General features: G+C 62.3%; 15 protein-coding genes. All 15 read right to left on the reverse strand.

Annotation, left to right across the window (positions count from 1 at the left end; all coding sequences use genetic code 11):
* Positions 1 to 11: 11 nt before the first annotated feature.
* Positions 12 to 1466, reverse strand: coding sequence for a sigma-54-dependent transcriptional regulator (locus JFN93_RS04730; RefSeq protein WP_199382843.1), 1455 nt, complete (start codon positions 1464 to 1466; stop codon positions 12 to 14).
* A gap of 119 nt (positions 1467 to 1585) precedes the next feature.
* Positions 1586 to 1840 carry a hypothetical protein gene (locus tag JFN93_RS04735; RefSeq protein WP_199382844.1) on the reverse strand — a complete coding sequence of 85 codons (255 nt, stop codon included), beginning with the start codon at positions 1838 to 1840 and terminating at the stop codon, positions 1586 to 1588.
* A 92-nt stretch (positions 1841 to 1932) separates the two neighbouring features.
* On the reverse strand, positions 1933 to 2877 hold the full coding sequence (locus JFN93_RS04740; protein ID WP_199382845.1) for a class 1 fructose-bisphosphatase: 945 nt from the start codon (positions 2875 to 2877) through the stop codon (positions 1933 to 1935).
* A 271-nt stretch (positions 2878 to 3148) separates the two neighbouring features.
* Entirely contained in the window at positions 3149 to 6145 is a 2997-nt protein-coding gene (gene pruA / locus JFN93_RS04745) for an L-glutamate gamma-semialdehyde dehydrogenase (protein ID WP_199382846.1), read from the reverse strand.
* A gap of 194 nt (positions 6146 to 6339) precedes the next feature.
* Positions 6340 to 7044 (reverse strand): ABC transporter ATP-binding protein, encoded by a 705-nt coding sequence (locus JFN93_RS04750; protein WP_199382847.1) that lies wholly within the window; start codon positions 7042 to 7044, stop codon positions 6340 to 6342.
* Positions 7037 to 7822: an ABC transporter ATP-binding protein gene (locus JFN93_RS04755; RefSeq protein ID WP_199382848.1), complete on the reverse strand. Its 786-nt coding sequence runs from the start codon at positions 7820 to 7822 to the stop codon at positions 7037 to 7039. The genes JFN93_RS04750 and JFN93_RS04755 overlap by 8 nt, the downstream gene beginning before the upstream one ends.
* Positions 7819 to 8748 carry a branched-chain amino acid ABC transporter permease gene (locus tag JFN93_RS04760; protein ID WP_199382849.1) on the reverse strand — a complete coding sequence of 310 codons (930 nt, stop codon included), beginning with the start codon at positions 8746 to 8748 and terminating at the stop codon, positions 7819 to 7821. The genes JFN93_RS04755 and JFN93_RS04760 overlap by 4 nt, the downstream gene beginning before the upstream one ends.
* A 4-nt stretch (positions 8749 to 8752) precedes the next feature.
* On the reverse strand, positions 8753 to 9628 hold the full coding sequence (locus JFN93_RS04765) for a branched-chain amino acid ABC transporter permease (RefSeq protein WP_199382850.1): 876 nt from the start codon (positions 9626 to 9628) through the stop codon (positions 8753 to 8755).
* 332 nt (positions 9629 to 9960) lie between these two features.
* Positions 9961 to 11142 carry an ABC transporter substrate-binding protein gene (locus JFN93_RS04770; protein ID WP_199382851.1) on the reverse strand — a complete coding sequence of 394 codons (1182 nt, stop codon included), beginning with the start codon at positions 11140 to 11142 and terminating at the stop codon, positions 9961 to 9963.
* Between the two features lie 98 nt (positions 11143 to 11240).
* A complete protein-coding gene (locus tag JFN93_RS04775; RefSeq protein WP_199382852.1) occupies positions 11241 to 11786 on the reverse strand; it encodes a methionine adenosyltransferase domain-containing protein in 546 nt (181 codons plus the stop codon).
* A 440-nt stretch (positions 11787 to 12226) separates the two neighbouring features.
* A complete protein-coding gene (locus tag JFN93_RS04780) occupies positions 12227 to 12412 on the reverse strand; it encodes a hypothetical protein (protein WP_199382853.1) in 186 nt (61 codons plus the stop codon).
* A gap of 119 nt (positions 12413 to 12531) precedes the next feature.
* Positions 12532 to 13236, reverse strand: coding sequence for a four helix bundle suffix domain-containing protein (locus tag JFN93_RS04785; RefSeq protein ID WP_199382854.1), 705 nt, complete (start codon positions 13234 to 13236; stop codon positions 12532 to 12534).
* A 48-nt stretch (positions 13237 to 13284) separates the two neighbouring features.
* The gene (locus JFN93_RS04790) at positions 13285 to 14871 is read right to left on the reverse strand and encodes a DUF445 family protein (protein WP_199382855.1); all 1587 of its coding nucleotides are present in this window, start codon (positions 14869 to 14871) and stop codon (positions 13285 to 13287) included.
* Between the two features lie 10 nt (positions 14872 to 14881).
* A complete protein-coding gene (locus tag JFN93_RS04795) occupies positions 14882 to 16111 on the reverse strand; it encodes a dicarboxylate/amino acid:cation symporter (RefSeq protein WP_199382856.1) in 1230 nt (409 codons plus the stop codon).
* A gap of 108 nt (positions 16112 to 16219) precedes the next feature.
* Positions 16220 to 16984 (reverse strand): L,D-transpeptidase family protein, encoded by a 765-nt coding sequence (locus JFN93_RS04800; RefSeq protein WP_199382857.1) that lies wholly within the window; start codon positions 16982 to 16984, stop codon positions 16220 to 16222.
* Between the last annotated feature and the right edge of the window lie 19 nt (positions 16985 to 17003).

Consider the following 17003-nt stretch of genomic DNA (forward strand, 5'->3'; position numbering starts at 1 on the left):
TTAAGGGTCCGTCAGGCGTCGCTGGCGCCGATCCGGTAGCGCTCGAGGCGGTCGCGCAGGGTGTTGCGGCTGATCCCCAGGAGCTTGGCGGCGAATACCTGGTTGTTGTTGCTCTTTTCCATCGCCATGTGGATCAGGGCCTTTTCCAGCCCCATGTTGACGCTCTCGTAGATGGCGCCCTTGTTCTTCTGGCAGATGCCGTCGAAAACCGGCTCCAGCATCCTCCAGAACACCTCGTAGTAATCGTCGCCGGCCGCATCGAGGTCGACTTCCTTGAACCCGGCCTTCGCCTTCAAAAACGATTCGAAATCGCCCGGCACCAGGATGTCGCCCCGGCAGAAGACCGTGGCGGAGTTGATGACGTTCTTCAGCTCGCGGATGTTCCCTTCGTAGGGATGGGCGCAGAGCATCGCCAGCGCCTCGTGGGCGACCCCCTTGATGTTCTTGCCGTACTTCTTGGCGAACTTCTTGACGAAGAGATCCACCAGCAGCGGGATGTCCTCCTGCCGGTCCCGAAGCGGCGGGAGGAAAAAGGAGACAACGCGCAGGCGGTAGAAAAGGTCCATCCGGAAGGCCTTTTCCTTGACGTTGGCAAGGAGGCTCCGGTTGGTAGCGGCAATGACGCGGACGTCGACCTTGATGGTCTCGTTGCCCCCCACCCGCTCGAATTCCTGGTTTTCCAGGACGCGGAGGAATTTCCCCTGGTTGGCGAGGCTCATCTCCCCGATCTCGTCGAGGAAGATGGTGCCGCCGTTGCACTGCTCGAACTTGCCGATGCGGCGGGAATGGGCGTCGGTGAAGGCCCCCTTCTCATGGCCGAAGAGTTCGCTTTCCAACAGCGCCTCGGGAAGCGCGGCGCAGTTGACGGCTAAAAAGGGGCGGTTTTTGCGGCGGGAGTTGTCGTAGATGGCGCGGGCGAGAAGCTCCTTGCCGGTGCCGGACTCGCCCTGGATCAGGACGGTGGCGTCGGAATCGGCGACCGAGCCGACCATCTTCCAGATCTCGATCATCTCCGGGGAGGAGCCGATCATGACGTCCTCGGCCACATCCTCCTCGATGATCTGGCTGCGGTCCTTGGCGTAGCGGACCTTGCGGCTCATCAGGTTGCAGTCGAGCGCCTTCTTCACGGCAGCCTTGAGCTTGCCCATGTCGAACGGCTTGGTGAGATAGTCGAAGGCGCCGTGCTTCATCGCCTCGATCGCGTTCTGGGTGGTCTTGTACCCGGTCGCCATGATGACGGCGAGCCCCGGATCGATCTTCTTCGCTTCCTTCAGCACCTCGATGCCGGATTTCTTGGGCAGCGAAATGTCCATGATCGCCACGTTGGGACGGTCGGCAGCAATCCTGCGCAGCGCCGATTCACCATCGCTTTCCAAAAGAAGTTCGTACTCCTCAGTGGAGAAGATGGTTTTCAGCATCTGCAGAATGTCGTGATCGTCATCCAGAATCAGTAGTTTTGCGGACATTTGCTCCCCTCGGTATTGCAAGAATCAAAATTCAAATAACATGGGCTGTTGATACAGTAACCGGGAAAAAGCACCCGTCAAAGCGCCTTTTCCCGGCCACTGCCTGTATTGCTCAAGGATCAGTCGTCCTCGTATTCGTCGACGCCGTAGGCTTCGTCGTAGCCGAGGTCTTCACCACCTTCTACTTCATCGAGTTCTTCGGCAAGATACTGCTCCGGCGAACGCTCATCTTCTTCCTTGATTGCCTCAAAGCGCTGCAGGATGTCACCTTTGGTGCAGTATCTCCCGTCTTTGTGTCCACATACGTCCAGATCGCACAGATCAAAAAGCTGAATCTCACTGCACAGTCGCTGCGGACGTTCCTCGTTTGCCATGACTCGTTACCTCTGTGTTGCTAAAAAAGGAAAGTTCTTGCAAATTCTATTCGTCACCGGGGTCGGCAACTTTAGGAAAATTTTCTCTGCGCTTAGGCCCCGCCGTTTACGAACTCCATTGCCTTCTTTACGTCGGAACTGCAGCCGATGTAAACCGGGGCACGCTGGTCCAAAGATTCGGGGACGATATCGAGGATGTTCTGCTTCCCGTCGGTGGCGGAACCGCCGGCGTGCTCGATGATGAAGGCCATCGGGTTGAGCTCGAAGAGGACCCGGAGCTTGCCGTTGGGGGAACCGTTCAGGGCGGGATACATGAAGAGCCCCTTCCCTTTCATCAGCACCTGGTTGATGTCGGGAACGAAGCCGCCGGAGTAACGGAGCTTGCACCCTTTCCCTTCCAGGTACTGGATGAACTTCTCGTCACCGGGGTGGTATTTCTTGCGCAGGCCGCCCGGAGCGTAGATCTCCCCGTCCGGCTGCATCCTGACGTTCTCGCGGGTCAGGGTGAACTCCATCAGGTTGTTCATGGTGAACTCGTGCACGCCGTCGCCGACGGTGTAGACCAGGGAGACCCGCGGCCCGTACAGGATGTACATCGCGGCGACCTGGTTACGGCCGGGCTGGAGCAGGTCGCAGCCGGAGTAGATGGAGACGATGGTGCCGACCGCGAGGTTGACGTCGACCAGCGACGAGCCGTCGAGGGGATCGTAGGCGACCGAGTAGAGCCCGTCGGCGTCAGCCTGGCACTCGTAGATGGTGTCCATCTCTTCGGAGGCGATGTTGCAGACCACGCCGGAATGGATCAGGCGCTTGCGCAGGATGCGGTCGGAAAGAACGTCGAGGGCGAGCTGCTCCTCGCCGTAAAGATTCGAGGTACCCGCCACGCCAAGGTCACCGGTCCGCACCGCGTTGATCACGTACTTACTCGCCTCGGCGATCTCGCACATCAGGTGTACGAGGTTGTCGCTGATATTCTGGGCGCGCAGGTGACGGCGCAGCTCGATCTGGAATTTTGAGGTACCGGCTTCCTTAATCATGTTCCCTCCGTAATTAAATGAAATTATTTTTAACCTCGGCGTAATGTATGCCAAATACCCTTTAAAATCAAGGGAAAAACGGTTAACGAAGCCTCAACTGTCGTGGGTTAAATCAAGTTGAACAGAGACGGGGGGTAAGGGGTGGTGCGGATCAGGTGAAATGGGTGCCACCCCTGTGGGAGCGCCATTCCTGGCGCGAGTCCGAGCGGTTCGCGCCAGGAATGGCGCTCCCACAGATAATGGCTGTTTTACCGTCAAGAAGGGATCAAGATCACGCCTCATCTTCCGGCGGCGCAAACCCGCGGCGCAGGGTGTTTTCGGTCACCACCCGCGGGTCCATGAAATGCAGCAGGTAATCCGGCCCGCCGGCCTTGGTGCCGACGCCGGACATCCGCGCCCCGCCGAACGGCTGCCGCTCGACCAGGGCCCCGGTGTTGTTCCGGTTCAGGTAGAGGTTCCCCACCCGGAATTCGCGCCGGGCCCGTTCCAGGTGCGATGGGCTGCGGCTGAAGACCCCACCGGTCAGGGCAAAGCGCGTGGCATTGGCCCACTCCAGCGCCTGGTCGAAATCCTGCACCCGCATCACCGCCAGCACCGGTCCGAACACCTCATGCTGCGCCAGTTGGTGCTCGGGGCGGATCCCGCCGATGATGGTCATGGGGATGAAGTACCCTCCGGTCGGCGCCTCGCCCTGGTAGAGAAGCTCCCCTTCCCGCTTGCCGATCTCGATGTACTCCCGGATATGGTTCACCGCGTTCTCGTCGGCGACCGCCCCCATGTAGTTGCCCGGGTCCTCCGCGGGCCCGACCTTGGTGGTTTTGGCCATGGCGACCAGCCGCTCCACGAACCGGTCGTACACCGCGTCAAGGACGATGACCCGCGAGCAGGCCGAGCATTTCTGCCCCTGGAAACCAAAGGCCGAGTAGAGCACGTGCGGCACCGCCTCGTCCAGGTCGGCGTCGTCGTCGATGATGATCGCGTTTTTGCCCCCCATCTCGCAGACCACCCGCTTTACCTGTTCCTGCCCCGGGTAGACCTTTGCGGCGCGCTCGATGATCCGCAGCCCGGTCTCCAAACTCCCGGTGAAGGCGATCATGCTCACCTCGGGGCTGTCCACCAGGAGGTCCCCCATGACGCTGCCGCGCCCCGGGGTGAAGTTGAGGACGCCGTCGGGAAGCCCGGCCTCGCGGAACAGCTCCACCAGGTTCCAGCCGATGACCGGGGTAAGCCCGGAAGGCTTGAAGAGCACGGTGTTGCCGGCGACCAGCGCCGCGGAAACCATCCCGGTACTGATGGCGAGCGGGAAGTTCCACGGCGCGATGACGGCGGCCACCCCGCGCGGCTCGTAGAAGTAGTGGTTCAGCTCCCCCGGGGCGTGGCCGACCTTGCGCGGGGTCCCCAGGCGGATCATCTCGCGGGCGTAGTATTCCAGAAAGTCGATCGCCTCGGTTACGTCCGCATAGGCCTGGTCCCACTGCTTGCCGATCTCGATTACCTGCCAGGCGGAAAGCTCGTAGATGCGCCGCCGTGCCGCGGCGGCCGCCTTGACCAGGTATCCGGCGCGCGTGGCCGGCGCGGTGTCGCGCCAGGCCGGGAAAGCGGCCTTCGCCGCGGCAAGGGCATCGGCTATTTCCGCCGGTCCCGCCTGGCAGACCACCCCCACGACCTCCTCCGGGTTGGCCGGGTTCACCGACTTCAACGTATCGGCGGTCACCCGCTCGTTGCCGTTGATAAACAGAGGGTAGCTACGGCCCAGCCGGGAACGCACCAGCTCGATCTGGCGGGGGAATTCCTCGCGCGGCTCGTCTTTGGTGAAATCGACCATCGGTTCGTTTTCGAAGGGAGGCAGTTCGGCGCCGGCCGTTGCCACCGCCGGCGCAGGCCGGGCGCCGACCTTCTCGCGCTCCACGGTGATCACCGGGTCTTCCAGGAGCCGCTCGAGCTGCATCTCCTCGGCAAAGCTCTGGCGCAGGAAGGACTCGTTGGCGGTGTTTTCCAGAAGCCGCCGCACCAGGTACCCCATTCCGGGGACCATGTCGCCGTAGGGGCAGTAGAGCCGGATCCGGCCTGCCACCTTGAGAAGCGCCTTGCGCACCGGTTCCGCCATCCCATAAAGGACCTGGAATTCGTAGCGGTCCTCGGGCACCCCAAGTTCCCGGGCCATTTCCAGAACCGCCGAGATGCTGCGTATGTTATGGGAGGCACAGGCAAAGTGGCAGATGTCCTGGTTTACCAGGATTTTTCGGGCCTGGCGCTCGAAGGCGGCATCGGACTCGGCCTTGATGGTCCATACCGGCACTTCCCAGCCGTTTTGCTTCGCACGCACCGTTTCGAAATCCCAGTAGGCACCTTTGACCAGCCGGATCGAGATCTTCATCCCCTCTTTGCGGGCAAAGGAGAGGAGCTCCTCCAGGTCGCGGTCGGTGTCTTTGAGGTAGGCCTGGAGCACGACGCCAAGCTGCGGGTAATCGGGGTAGGCCCGTTTCAGCCGGCGATACACCTCAAGGATGATCTCCTTGTGCCGGTAGGTTTCCATGTCGATGCAGAGAAAACCGTTAACCTCGATCACCTTTTCCGCGATCCGGAGCACCCGTTTCAAAATGGCGGCGACGGAACCCTCGAAATCTTGCGGGTTGGCCAACCCATACAGGGCGGTCGGCTTGATGGCGACGTTGATCTTGGGGGCATGGCCCCAGTCGAGAGAGGGATCGCCGTCCTTTCGGGGGAGCGGTTTCCAGTCACCTTGGACCTTTTGCAGGTGGTCCAGAAGTTCCAGGTAGGTGTTCTGATAGGCGTCGGCCTCGTCCTCGGAAAGGGTCGCCTCCCCGAGGACGTCGACGACGAAGGCGAAGCCGTCTTTTCTCAGATGCGCCAGGTTCTTCACCGCATCGCCGGTCTTCTCGCCGACGATGAACTGCTGGGCCATCTCGTGGATGTTGGAGGAAAGGACCTTGTTGAGGACGGTTGAGCCCAGGGAGCCGAGCATCCCGGCGACCTTGGCTCCGGTGGAGAGAAACTGCGGCATCTCCTTTTCGTCGCCGAAATACTCATTGATATGCTCGGTGAGGAGTTTTCCGGAAGTCAAAGCGGGGAAGACGTCGACAAAGCGGAACATGCTGACCTTGAAGGTCTCGTTCTTCATGCTCCAGTCCATGACTTTGCCCACCCAGGCGTTCTTGTTAAAAAGAGAGGGTTTCTCTCCCGCGATGGCGGCAAACAGTTCCTTCCCGCGCGAGACGATCCTTTCGTTCAGTTCGACGCTGTTCATGACTGGCTCCTTTTCCCAAAGATGAGGACGGCCAGCTATGATGATAGCCCTGTTTGAAAGGCTCTACAACTGGGGTTGAACGTGTGATGAAAGGAAGGGCGTGGACTGAGTGGACGAGATGGACCTGGTGGCCAAATCAAATAAAAAAGGGCGCAGCATGCTGCGCCCCTACATAGGCAACGGGGATGGCGGATTTACTCGCCGAGGTAGGCCTTGCGGACCTCGGGGTTCGCGGCCAACTCAGCGGCCGGCCCCTGGACGACGACCTCGCCGGTCTCCAGCACGTAGCCGCGATCGGCTATGCCGAGCGCCATGTTGGCGTTTTGCTCCACCAGCAGGATGGTGGTCCCTTCCTTGCTGATCTCCTGGATGATCCCGAAGATGGTCTCGACCAGCATCGGCGCGAGCCCCATCGACGGCTCATCGAGCAGGAGGAGCTTCGGGCGCGCCATCAGCGCCCGGCCCATGGCCAGCATCTGCTGCTCGCCTCCGGAAAGGGTGCGCGCCGGTTGTTTGCGCCGCTCCCCCAGGCGCGGGAAGCGCTGGTAGATGGCATCGAGATCGCGGGAGACCTCGCGGGAATCGGTCCGGGTGTAGGCGCCCATCTCCAGGTTCTCCTGGACGCTCATCCGGGCAAAGACGCGACGCCCCTCGGGGACCTGGCAGATGCCGAGTTCCACGATCCGGTGCGGCGGCGTCTTGGTCAGATCCTTCCCGAGGAAGTTGATCTTTCCGGCGGCGGCCGGAACGATGCCGGAAATGGTATTGAGAATGGTGCTCTTGCCGGCGCCGTTGGCGCCGATGAGGGCCACGATCTCCCCCTTGGCAATGGAGAAGGTCACCTGGCGCAAGGCCCGGATGGCACCGTAATTTACCGAAAGCCCTTCCACCTCAAGCATCGGCTCCCCCTTTACCGAGGTACGCCTCGATGACCGCCGGGTTTTCCCGGATCTCCGCCGGGCTCCCTTCGGCGATCTTCACCCCGTAGTCCAAGACGGCGACCCGCTCGGAGATCCCCATGACGAACTTCATGTCGTGCTCCACCAGAAAGATCGTGATGCCGCTTTTCCCGATCGCCTGCACCATCTCGGAGAGGACCCGCTTTTCCTGCGGGTTCATCCCGGCGGCCGGCTCGTCCAGAAGGAGGATCTTGGGACGGATCGCCAGGGCGCGGGCGATTTCCAGGCGGCGCTGTTCGCCGTAGGCAAGGCTGCACGCAGGGTCGTAGGCGCGGTATTCCAGATCGACCCGTTTCAGGCACTCAAGAGCCCAATCGAGCAGCTCCCCCTCTTCCCGGCGCACCGCGGGGAGAAACTTGAGCGCCGCGCCGGTGAGCCCCCATTTACCCCGGGTATGGGCGCCGATCAGCACGTTTTCCAAAACGCTCAACGGTCCGAAAAGCCGGATGTTCTGAAAAGTCCGCCCGACGCCGGCGGCGGCGATCCGCTCCGGTTTTTTGCCGCTGATGTCGGTGCCGTCGAAGATGACCCGTCCCAGGGTGGGGGCATAGATCCCGGTCACCACGTTGAAAAGGGTGCTCTTGCCGGCGCCGTTGGGACCGATCAGGGCGACGATGCTCCCGGGGGTCACGGAAAGATCCACCTTGTCGACGGCTACCAGCCCGCCGAAGCGGACCGTCACCTGTTCCAGTTGCAGAATCGGGTTGGTCGCGGTCATCCCCTACCCTCCCGGTTCTTTTTCAGGGCCGCCCCGGAGGGCTTCTTGCCCAATACCTTAAGGAGCACGGCAACCATGTTGACCCCGCCCAAAAGCCCGTTGGGACGAAATACCATGAGGAACACCAGGAGCGCTCCGTAGACGAGCATCCGGTACTGGGCCATGAAGCGCAAAAATTCCGGCGCCGAGGCGAGAACCGCGGCACCGATGACGGTCCCGGGAACGCTCCCCAGCCCCCCCAGCACCACCATGCAGAGGATGTCGACCGATTTCATGAAGCCGAAGTCGGAGGGATTGATGTAACCGAGGAAGTGGGCGTAGAGCGCGCCGCCGACGCCGGCCAGGAAACTTCCCAGTGCGAACGCCTGGACCTTGTACCCGGTGGCGTAGATCCCCATCGATTCGGCGGCAATCTCGTCTTCGCGGATCGCCTTGAGGGCGCGGCCGAAACGGGAGGAATTGACCGAGCTTACCAGCAGGATGGAAAGGATCGCCAGTCCCAGCACGTAGATCGGCATCGGGATGTCGGTATGGGCACCGGGTATGGTGAGCCCGAGCGCCTTGTTGGTCGGCTCGAAATTGAGCAGGAAGACCTTGACGATTTCGGCGAAACCGAGGGTGCAGATGGCCAGGTAGTCGCCGGTGAGACGCAGGATCGGAAAGCCGATGAGGACGGCAACCAGGGCGGCAAAGGCGCCCGAAGCAACCACGTTCAGCGAGAAAGGAAGCCCGGTCCGGATGGTGAGGAGCGCGCTGGTAAAGGCGCCGATACTGACGAAGGCCGCGTGCCCCAGGGAGAGCTGACCGGCGAAGCCGACGATCACGTTGAGCCCCTGGGCCAGGATGATGCCGATCCCGATGTTCACCAGGATCTGCATCAGGTAAGGATCGATCCCGCCGACCAGGCTTTGGAGGAAATTACCCATTGAATCAGACCTTTTTGACGATTTTCTTCCCGAGCAGCCCGGTAGGACGGATCAGGAGCACCAGGACCAGGATCGCGAAAGCGATGGCATCCCGGTAGGATGAGTAGCCGATGGCGACCCCGAAGACCTCGGAGATGCCGAGCAAAAGCCCACCCAGCATGGCCCCGGGGATGGAGCCGATCCCGCCTAACACGGCAGCGGCAAAGGCCTTGAGTCCGGCCATGAGTCCCATGTTGAAGGAGACCGCGTTGAACAGCACCCCGACCAGCACCCCGCCCGCCGCGGCCAGCGCCGAACCGATAGCGAAGGTGAACGAGATGATCCGGTTCACGTTGATCCCCATGAGGGCCGCGGTGTTGTAATCCTCGGAGGTAGCGCGCATCGCCTTGCCGATCTTGGTTTTCTGCACGATGAACTGGAGGGCGAGCATAAGGAGGGCGGAGATGCCGATGATCAACAGCTGCAGCGTGGAGATCTCGGCGCTCCCGACCCGGATCAGGCGGACCGGGAACGAGGTGTCCGGAAAGCCTTTGGCGTCGGCGCCGAAGATCATGAGGGCGAGCGAGGAGAGGAAGATGGAAACCCCGATGGCGGAAATCAGGGCGGAAAGCCGCGAGGAGCGGCGCAGCGGCCGGTAGGCGATGAATTCCATCACGACGCCCAGGATCATGCAGACGACCATGGCGGCCAGGATGGCGACGAAGATGTTGGTCTTGAAATAGGAGACCAGGCAAAGGCCGGTGAAGGCGCCGGCCATGAAGATCTCGCCGTGGGCAAAATTGATCAGCGTGATGATGCCGTACACCATGGTGTAGCCGAGGGCGATGAGGGCGTAGGTGCTGCCCAGGGCGACCCCGTTCAGGAGCTGTTGCCAGAACATGCGGATTTCCTTCTCGTTCTATTTTCCTCGCCGCCGCTCCCGGGAGCCTTCCGCGGATCAGTCGATTCTACACGAGGTGCTGTTCTAATAAAAGACAAAGTTTCTCATGAATAATGTGCTGCCCACCGGTGCACCAGCCATTAAAAAGGCCCCGCCAAGCGGGGCCGTAAAGGAAAGGCAACCTCCCTCTCCCACCGGGAGAGAGTCGGGGTGAGGGGGCTTGCTGCCGAGCGCCTTCCCGCACCCGCCCTACGGGCACCCTCTCCCGAAGGGAGAGGGAATTACCGATACGAGTTTGACACAAGGCCACAGCCCCACGTGCCTTCAAGGTCCTACTCCATCTTCACCGCAACCGTCGACTTGAGGACGAACTTGCCGTCCTTGACCATCAGGAGGCTGAGCGGCGATTTGATCGGTTCGCGGTTGGCGCGGATGGTGATGGTGCCGGAGGCGCCTTTGAAATTCTTGGTCTTGGCCAACTCGTTTTTGAAGACCTTGGGATCGGTGCTGTTGGCGCGCTTCATCGCGTCGGCCAGCAGAAGCATCGAATCATAGGCCTGGGCGGCAAAGACGCCCGGGACCTCGTTGTACTTCTTCTTGAAATCAGCGACAAACTTGGTGGTTTCGGGGGAACCCTGCTCCGGAGAGAAGCCGAGCGCGACCATGGAACCCTCGACTGCCGGACCGCCCAGTTCGATGAACTTCGGCGAGAAGAGGCCGTCGCCGCCGAACATGACCGCCTTCATCCCCTGCTTGCGGGCCTCTTTCATGATCAGGGCCCCTTCGGTGTAGTAACCGGAGAAGAAGATCACGTCCGGGTTTTTCCCCTTGATGTTGGTGATCTGGGCGGAGAAATCCTTGTCGCCGTCTTTCACCTTCTCGTCGGCGACGATCTTGATTTCCGGCACGCTCTTGGCGGCATCCCGGAAGGTCTGGGAGAGGCCGACGCTGTAGTCGTTGTTGTCGGAGGTGATGACGGCAACGTTACGGAACTTGAGGGTGTTGGCGAAGTAACCGATGCAGGCCGGAATGGCGACGCTGTCGAGCAGGGTGTCGCGATAGATGAAATCGCCGTTTTCCACCACGCCGGGGCCGGTGGAACCGCCGGAAAGAAGCACCACCCCCGCCTTCTGGGCGATGGGAGCGGCGACCTTGGTGATCCCGGTGGTCGGGTCGCCAATGATGGCGACGACCTTGTCGCGGGAGATGAACTTCTGAGTGATAGAGGCGCCTTCCTGCTTGTCGCCGCGGTTATCGGCCTCGGCGATTTCGATCTTCTTGCCCAAGACCCCGCCGGCGGCGTTGATTTCCTCGGCCGCCATCTTCATCCCCTGCAGGCTCGGCCCGCCGAACATGGCGACGTCGCCGGTGAGCGCCCCGAGGAATCCGATCTTGATCGTGTTGCCGCTAGCGGCCGGAGCCCCTTCCTTGGCTTCATCCTTCTTCTTGCATCCAAAGACGCCCGCGGCCAGAACCGCCGCAAGGACCACCATCCCGATCTTCTTGAAAGTCATCCGCACCCCCTGTTTGGTAAGGAATTAAAAGGCATGTTTCAGGCGAGCCTACCTTTAATGATTTTTTGATCATCTGTCAACTTTTTTAAAACGGCGGATTATCCCGGGCCCCGCCCCGCTGCCTGCTCTCTAAGCAGCGCTGCCCGGTCGGTAACCTCCCAGGGGAGACCGACATCCATCCGTCCCACCTGACCATACGCCGCAAGCTTGCGAAAAAAGCCACCTTTCACCGGGGCCGGGAGCCGGCGCAGGTTGGACTGCTGCACGATTCCTGCCAGCCGGAATTCGAAACGCCGGCGCACCAGCGCCGCGATTTCGGCATCGGGAATCCGCCCGGTACCAAAGGTTTCCACTTGAACCGACACCGGCCGCGCCATCCCGATGCAATAGGTGAGCAAGATTTCGCACTCCCGCGCCAGCTCTGCAGCGACGACGTTTTTCGCGGCATAGCGCGCCGCGTAGGTGCCGACCCGGTCGATCCGGTACGGGTCCTTCCCGCTCAGCGAGGCGGCGCTCGCATTGATCCCGACGACCGCGGCGATCACCACGGCCTCGGCGAGGCCGCCGGTCGCCAAAGAAACCGCTGCGGTGCCGCCCAGAAGCGCTACCGGCAGGGATTGAAACTGTTTGAGCAGGATGGCCAAAGCAGAGCGGGGCACCGCCTGGGGGGGGCAGATTCGGCCCGTAGGTAGTAAACCTCGGGCCGATGTCACCGCGGTCAAGACCTTTGCTAGGAGAGGTGGCAAGCTGCTGCGCTATCTCGCCCGAGTCCATCACCTGCCAGATCTGTTCTTCCGGCTGATTCGCCCGCAGGGCAAGCTGCCGCAACCGTTTGCGGGAATAGGGCTTTCCCGGGGTGCCGTCCGAGACAGCACCCGGCTCGGCGCCACGGTGCAGGAATTCCCGGACCAGGGCTTCGATCTTTTGGGCCAGTTCGCCCGCAGCCAACTTCGGGCGGGTAGCCGGTGCAGGCATGGTGCAAGCCTAGGGTCAGGAGGTAGGGGGTTCGTGGTGCGCGGTAGAAACTCCTGTGTGGACGAGGCCCCCTCGTGATGGGAGGCCTCGTCACCCTCGTGTCTTTGTTTCACCATGGCGTAGCTCCTTTCTTGGGTGAAGTTGTCAATCCAACAGCTGCGGACGATATTTGGGGAGCCAGGGGGCGCGCCGCCGAAGCCAGGATGGGGAGCAGTACCGGCGCCAGGAGAACCGCACCGATGCCAATGAAGATCCCCACCCCGGGGCTGTCCTTTACGTCGTCAATGAGAGCCATCGCTGCCTCCCCTTTAACAATTAATGACGGTTAACAGTATCGGGAGAACCTCGGCTGTCAACGCGGCTGGCTGAAAACAGGAAAGGCCCCGGCAGGTAGTTGACGGGGCCTTTGGTGGGCTAGGAGGCGGGTTGGATGGCACGGCAGTCGGGGAAGCCGGAGCAGCCCCAAAACTGCCCGCCGGCGTAGGGGCCCTGACGGGCCGTGCGGAGGATCATCGGCCGTCCGCAGGCCGGGCAGAGGCGATCCGTCCGATCAGTCTGGTTGCGCTGGCGCTGGCGCTCGCGCTCCTGGAGACGGGCAACGTGCAAGCGCTCGCTGGAACCACCCTCCTCGATGAACTGCCGCTCCAGCGCAGCGACCTGCCGGTCCAGCAGATAGTTCGCCTGGTGGATCAGGCAGATCAGCGCGTTGGCCCCCACCGCCGGTTCAGGGTGGGCCAGCCATGGCGCGTACGCATCAGCGGCAGGGTGGTTGGTACTCCCGACTGCGCGTACCTGCCGGGCCGCCGGATCGTCTTTTCCCCACTGCGGCAAATCCCGCTGCCGAAGGTAGTCCTCGAAATCAAGCAGCAGTTCGTCGAGGCTGGCCCGTGCCACGTTCACCAACCGCAGTTCGGTCTGGCTCGAAGTCGCCGACGCCCGGCTCCCCTCCGCGATGTTCTGCCGGCCGCTGCGCGCAGCCTGTACCATCTGGTCGTGGGTCCGCGAGCGCTTGTCGACAAGCCGCTCGCAGAAAGTGACCGTGCCGTCGTAAATGATCTCGGCAACCTGAAAGGAACGAAGGTGGCGGAAACCGCCGTGGGAACGAAGGCCGTTACTCATGGTGACCCCCTATGCGGGGGAGAATTGAACGGATCGGTCGGATTGGTATTAGCCGAAGCCGGGGAGAATTTCGTTGGCGATGCCGATGAGGAACCCGAGGAAGGCTCCAAAGAGGTTCAAAAACATGAAGGACTCCTTCATGATGTCCAGGAGAAGTCCTTCCATGGCGACGATATCGAGGGCGTTCACCTTGTCCTCGACGATCTTCCGGATGTTGAGCGTGTCCACCAGCGGGGGAAGCTCCTTGACCAACAATTCGGAGAGTTGCTGTAAAACGGCCTCGGTCAACTCGTCACGGGCCTGGACCGGAAGGAAGGCAGACAGATGCCCGATCGGGCGCTGAAACACCATCTCCTCCACTTTCTCGCTCACCGACTTTTCCAGCGTCTGGCGGGAGACCGGCGAGCGCAGCGCGGCCAGCACTTCGGCGGCGATCTCCTCCCGAACCCGCTCCACGCCGGGGTCGGAAAGCATGTCCTTCAGCAGCTCGCCCAGGGTGCGCTCCCGGAGCCGATCCAGGTTACTCTCGACCGCCGCGGTGACCGATGCCGCCAACTGGCGGCCGCGCAGCATCCGGAGCACCTTCATCCGCGCCAGCCGCCGCAGCGCCGCCAGGCGCCGGTACGGGAGTCCGGAAAGGAGCTCGGACCACGGGCGGGATAGAAAAAGGTCGACGCGATCGCGCAGTGCCTCCGAAATCTGCTCCTGAGTCCGCTCGTCCCGCAGCCACGCCGCCATTTCCTGCTCGATCTTCTGGGTGAAGTCGGGAAACTGGGAAATCAGCCAGTCCGGGTCCACGAACTTCGCGAAGAAGCCGGGGACTCCGCGCAGCGATCCGACCGCCGAGCGGAGCGACTCCCGGATCTTCGCGGAAAGGAGCGCCCGGAATTCGGGCCCGCTGGTGAGTGCCTCGGCAGCGGACTGAAGCTCCTGCTCCAGCATAGAGGCAACCGCGTCGGCGGTCCCCTCCGGAAGGATGGCGCCAAGCGGAGTCTCGGACGCGTAGATCTCCTCCACCTTGCGGTCCACCAGGGCCGCGAGCGCCACGGTCACCTGCCGGGAATGCAAAAACTCACCGACGGTTTCGGACAGGCGCCGCCGCAGCATTTCGTCCTGCTCGGGGGTGACCAGCGAATGCAGATCGCGGGCAAGGAGGGCATCCTCCATCTCATGCAACAGCCGCCGCACCTCCGCAGCACAGGGATCGCTCTCCAGGTACCGGTAGACCTCCTCCATGCCGCGGTGGCGCATCTGGTCCACCAGGTCCCGCAGCCAGCGCTGGAAGTCGACCGGGAAAAGCGATTCCAGCGTTCCCATCTCCCGGGCGAAGAGCCGGTCGATCTTGCCGTCGACCGCCCCCTTGAGCTCGCGGCGGAACTCCTCCTTCTGGAGCGCCTGGCGGACGTCATCGGAGGTGAACAGGTGACTCCCCACCATGACACCGACCTTCTCGGCGAATTCGTAGCGCTTGGCGGGGAAGACGCCGGGGGTCAACGGGATCCGGACCCCGAAGAGATGCCACGGTTTCAAGGGGTGAAAGAGGAGCCGGATCGCGACGTCGGTGGTGACGTAGCCGGTGAAGGCGCCGACCAGGGGTTGTCTAAGATAGGAAAGCAGATGAAGGAAGTCGGTCATCGGAGTACCTTCAGGTCACGGTGGTGGGCTCGGTTGCCGTGGTGTCGGCCGGGAGGCGGACCGCCCGCGATACCATCATCGCCGCAACGTTGTCGCCGGTCGAGTTGAGCAGGGTCGCCAGCGGGTCGATGATCACGCTGATCACGACGAGCAGGGGGAGCGCCTCCAGACTCATCCCGAAGATGGTAAGGACCGCGATTTCGGCGATCATGCCGCCGCTCGGGATGGCCCCGATGACGACCCCTACCAGGATGGACACGCCGATGGCAAGCGCGAGCCGCCCCGAAGTCAAATCGAGGTGGAAAAGGCTCAGGGCGAATAGGACCTTCACCACGCCGCCGATCACGGAGCCATCTTTGTGCAGCACCGCCCCGACCGGGATCACGAGGTCGCTCACTTCACGAGGAACCCCCATGCGCGGGGCCGCCTCCAGGTTAACCGGAACGGTGGCCATGCTGGAACAGGTCCCCAGCGCGGTGAGCGACGGCGCCAGCATGTTGGACCAAAACCGCTTCACCCCGTTACGCCCGCCGGCAAGCCAGGCGTACCCGGAAAATCCGAGGAAGAAGTAGGCGGTGCCAAAGAGATAGTAGGCAATGAAGAGCTTGGTATAGGCGCCGGCGAGTTGGGCGCCGGTTTCGGCGACGGTGGCGGCGAAGTAGGCGAAAAGGCCGATGGGCGCCACGAGCATGACATAGTCGATCAGGCGCATTGCCACCTGGGACCCGCTGCGCAGCACCCGCGCCAGCGGCTCGCCTTCCGCCCCCAGCTGCCGGGTGGCGATTCCCACCGCGGCCGAAAAGATCATCAGCGGAAGCATTGCCCGGTGCGAAAGCATTTCCGGAAAACTCGGCACGGTGAAGGTCTTGACCAGTTGGACCAGAAGCGAAGGGGTTTCCACCGGGAGCGCGCCCTTGAGGGCGATTCCGGCCCCGGGGGCCGGCTGCACGAACAGGAGAAAGACCAACGAGGTGACCGCGGCCACCAGGCTGGTCATCAGAAAGACCAGGAGCATCATCCAGGAGACGCGGGAAACCGTGGAGCCACGGGAAGAAGCAATGCTCGAGGCGACCGAGAAGAAGACCAGGGGGACGATGATCATGAAGATAAGGTTCAGGAACAGGTCGCCCAGCGGCTTGATCACGGCGGCGACACCGGGGGCGAAATGCCCGACGGCCGAACCGGCCACGATGGATATGACCAGCAGGATCGAGAGCCGGTAACTGCTCAGGACGTTCATGATGATGCTCCTTCAGGATTCGCGGGGGACACATTATTCAAGGGGGCCGGCGACCGAGGGGGGCCGGCACCTGCGGAGCCGGTCCCCTTTCTCGTTCCCTTTTTGCTGCTACTGCGGTTTCCTCAGGGCCACTACGGTCGCGACCAGGTCGCCCGCGTTCCCCATCAGGATCTGGGGCCGTTTTTCGGGGCGCAGCCACTCGGTGATCCAGACCAGTCCCCCCTCCTCCAGCGCCACGCAACCCGCCGTCGGCGTTCCCGGCTGGAGCCAGGAATGGATAAAGATGGCGCTTCCCTTGCCTTTGACCACCGGATTGCGGTTGTACCCGATGACGACGCCGTGCCGGTAACGTTTGTCGGGAAGAAGCATGTTCTCGAAAGAGGTCGCGCTCGTCTCGCCGCGGCGGACCCACGTGTTGTAATCGGGGGAGTTCACATCGTCAACCCAGATATCGGCCGCGGTAGCTTGACGGTACGGCATGCTTCCGGTGTACCCGGGGGCGTAACCGAAGACGAACTCCAGCGGGAAAAGCCCGCTCGGGGTCCGGCCGTCCCCTTCCCTCTTTTCGCCCGGGGGAGCGAACCCCTTCCGGCCGACGCTTGCCGGAAAAGGCCCGAGGGTCTTGATCCAGTGGTCGCCGTGGCGTTCGAAACCAAAGAGTCGGCCGCCGGTCCGTTCCGGCCCGTCGCCGATCACCACGAGCAACTGCTCGGCGTCAATGGGTGTTTCGGAAAGAAACCCGGCCAGGGCATCGTCATTGATGGGAGCATCGCTTTTCAATTGTGGGGAAGTTTTGCAACCGCCCAGCAGAGCCAGCGCTGCAACGACGAGCAGGGTGACCAAACAGAAACGTGCATTTGCTTTAAGCGGCATCGAAGCACCTCCGGACAGT

Origin of the sequence: Geomesophilobacter sediminis (assembly GCF_016458275.1) — a bacterium.
Classification (GTDB): domain Bacteria; phylum Desulfobacterota; class Desulfuromonadia; order Geobacterales; family Geobacteraceae; genus Geomesophilobacter; species Geomesophilobacter sediminis.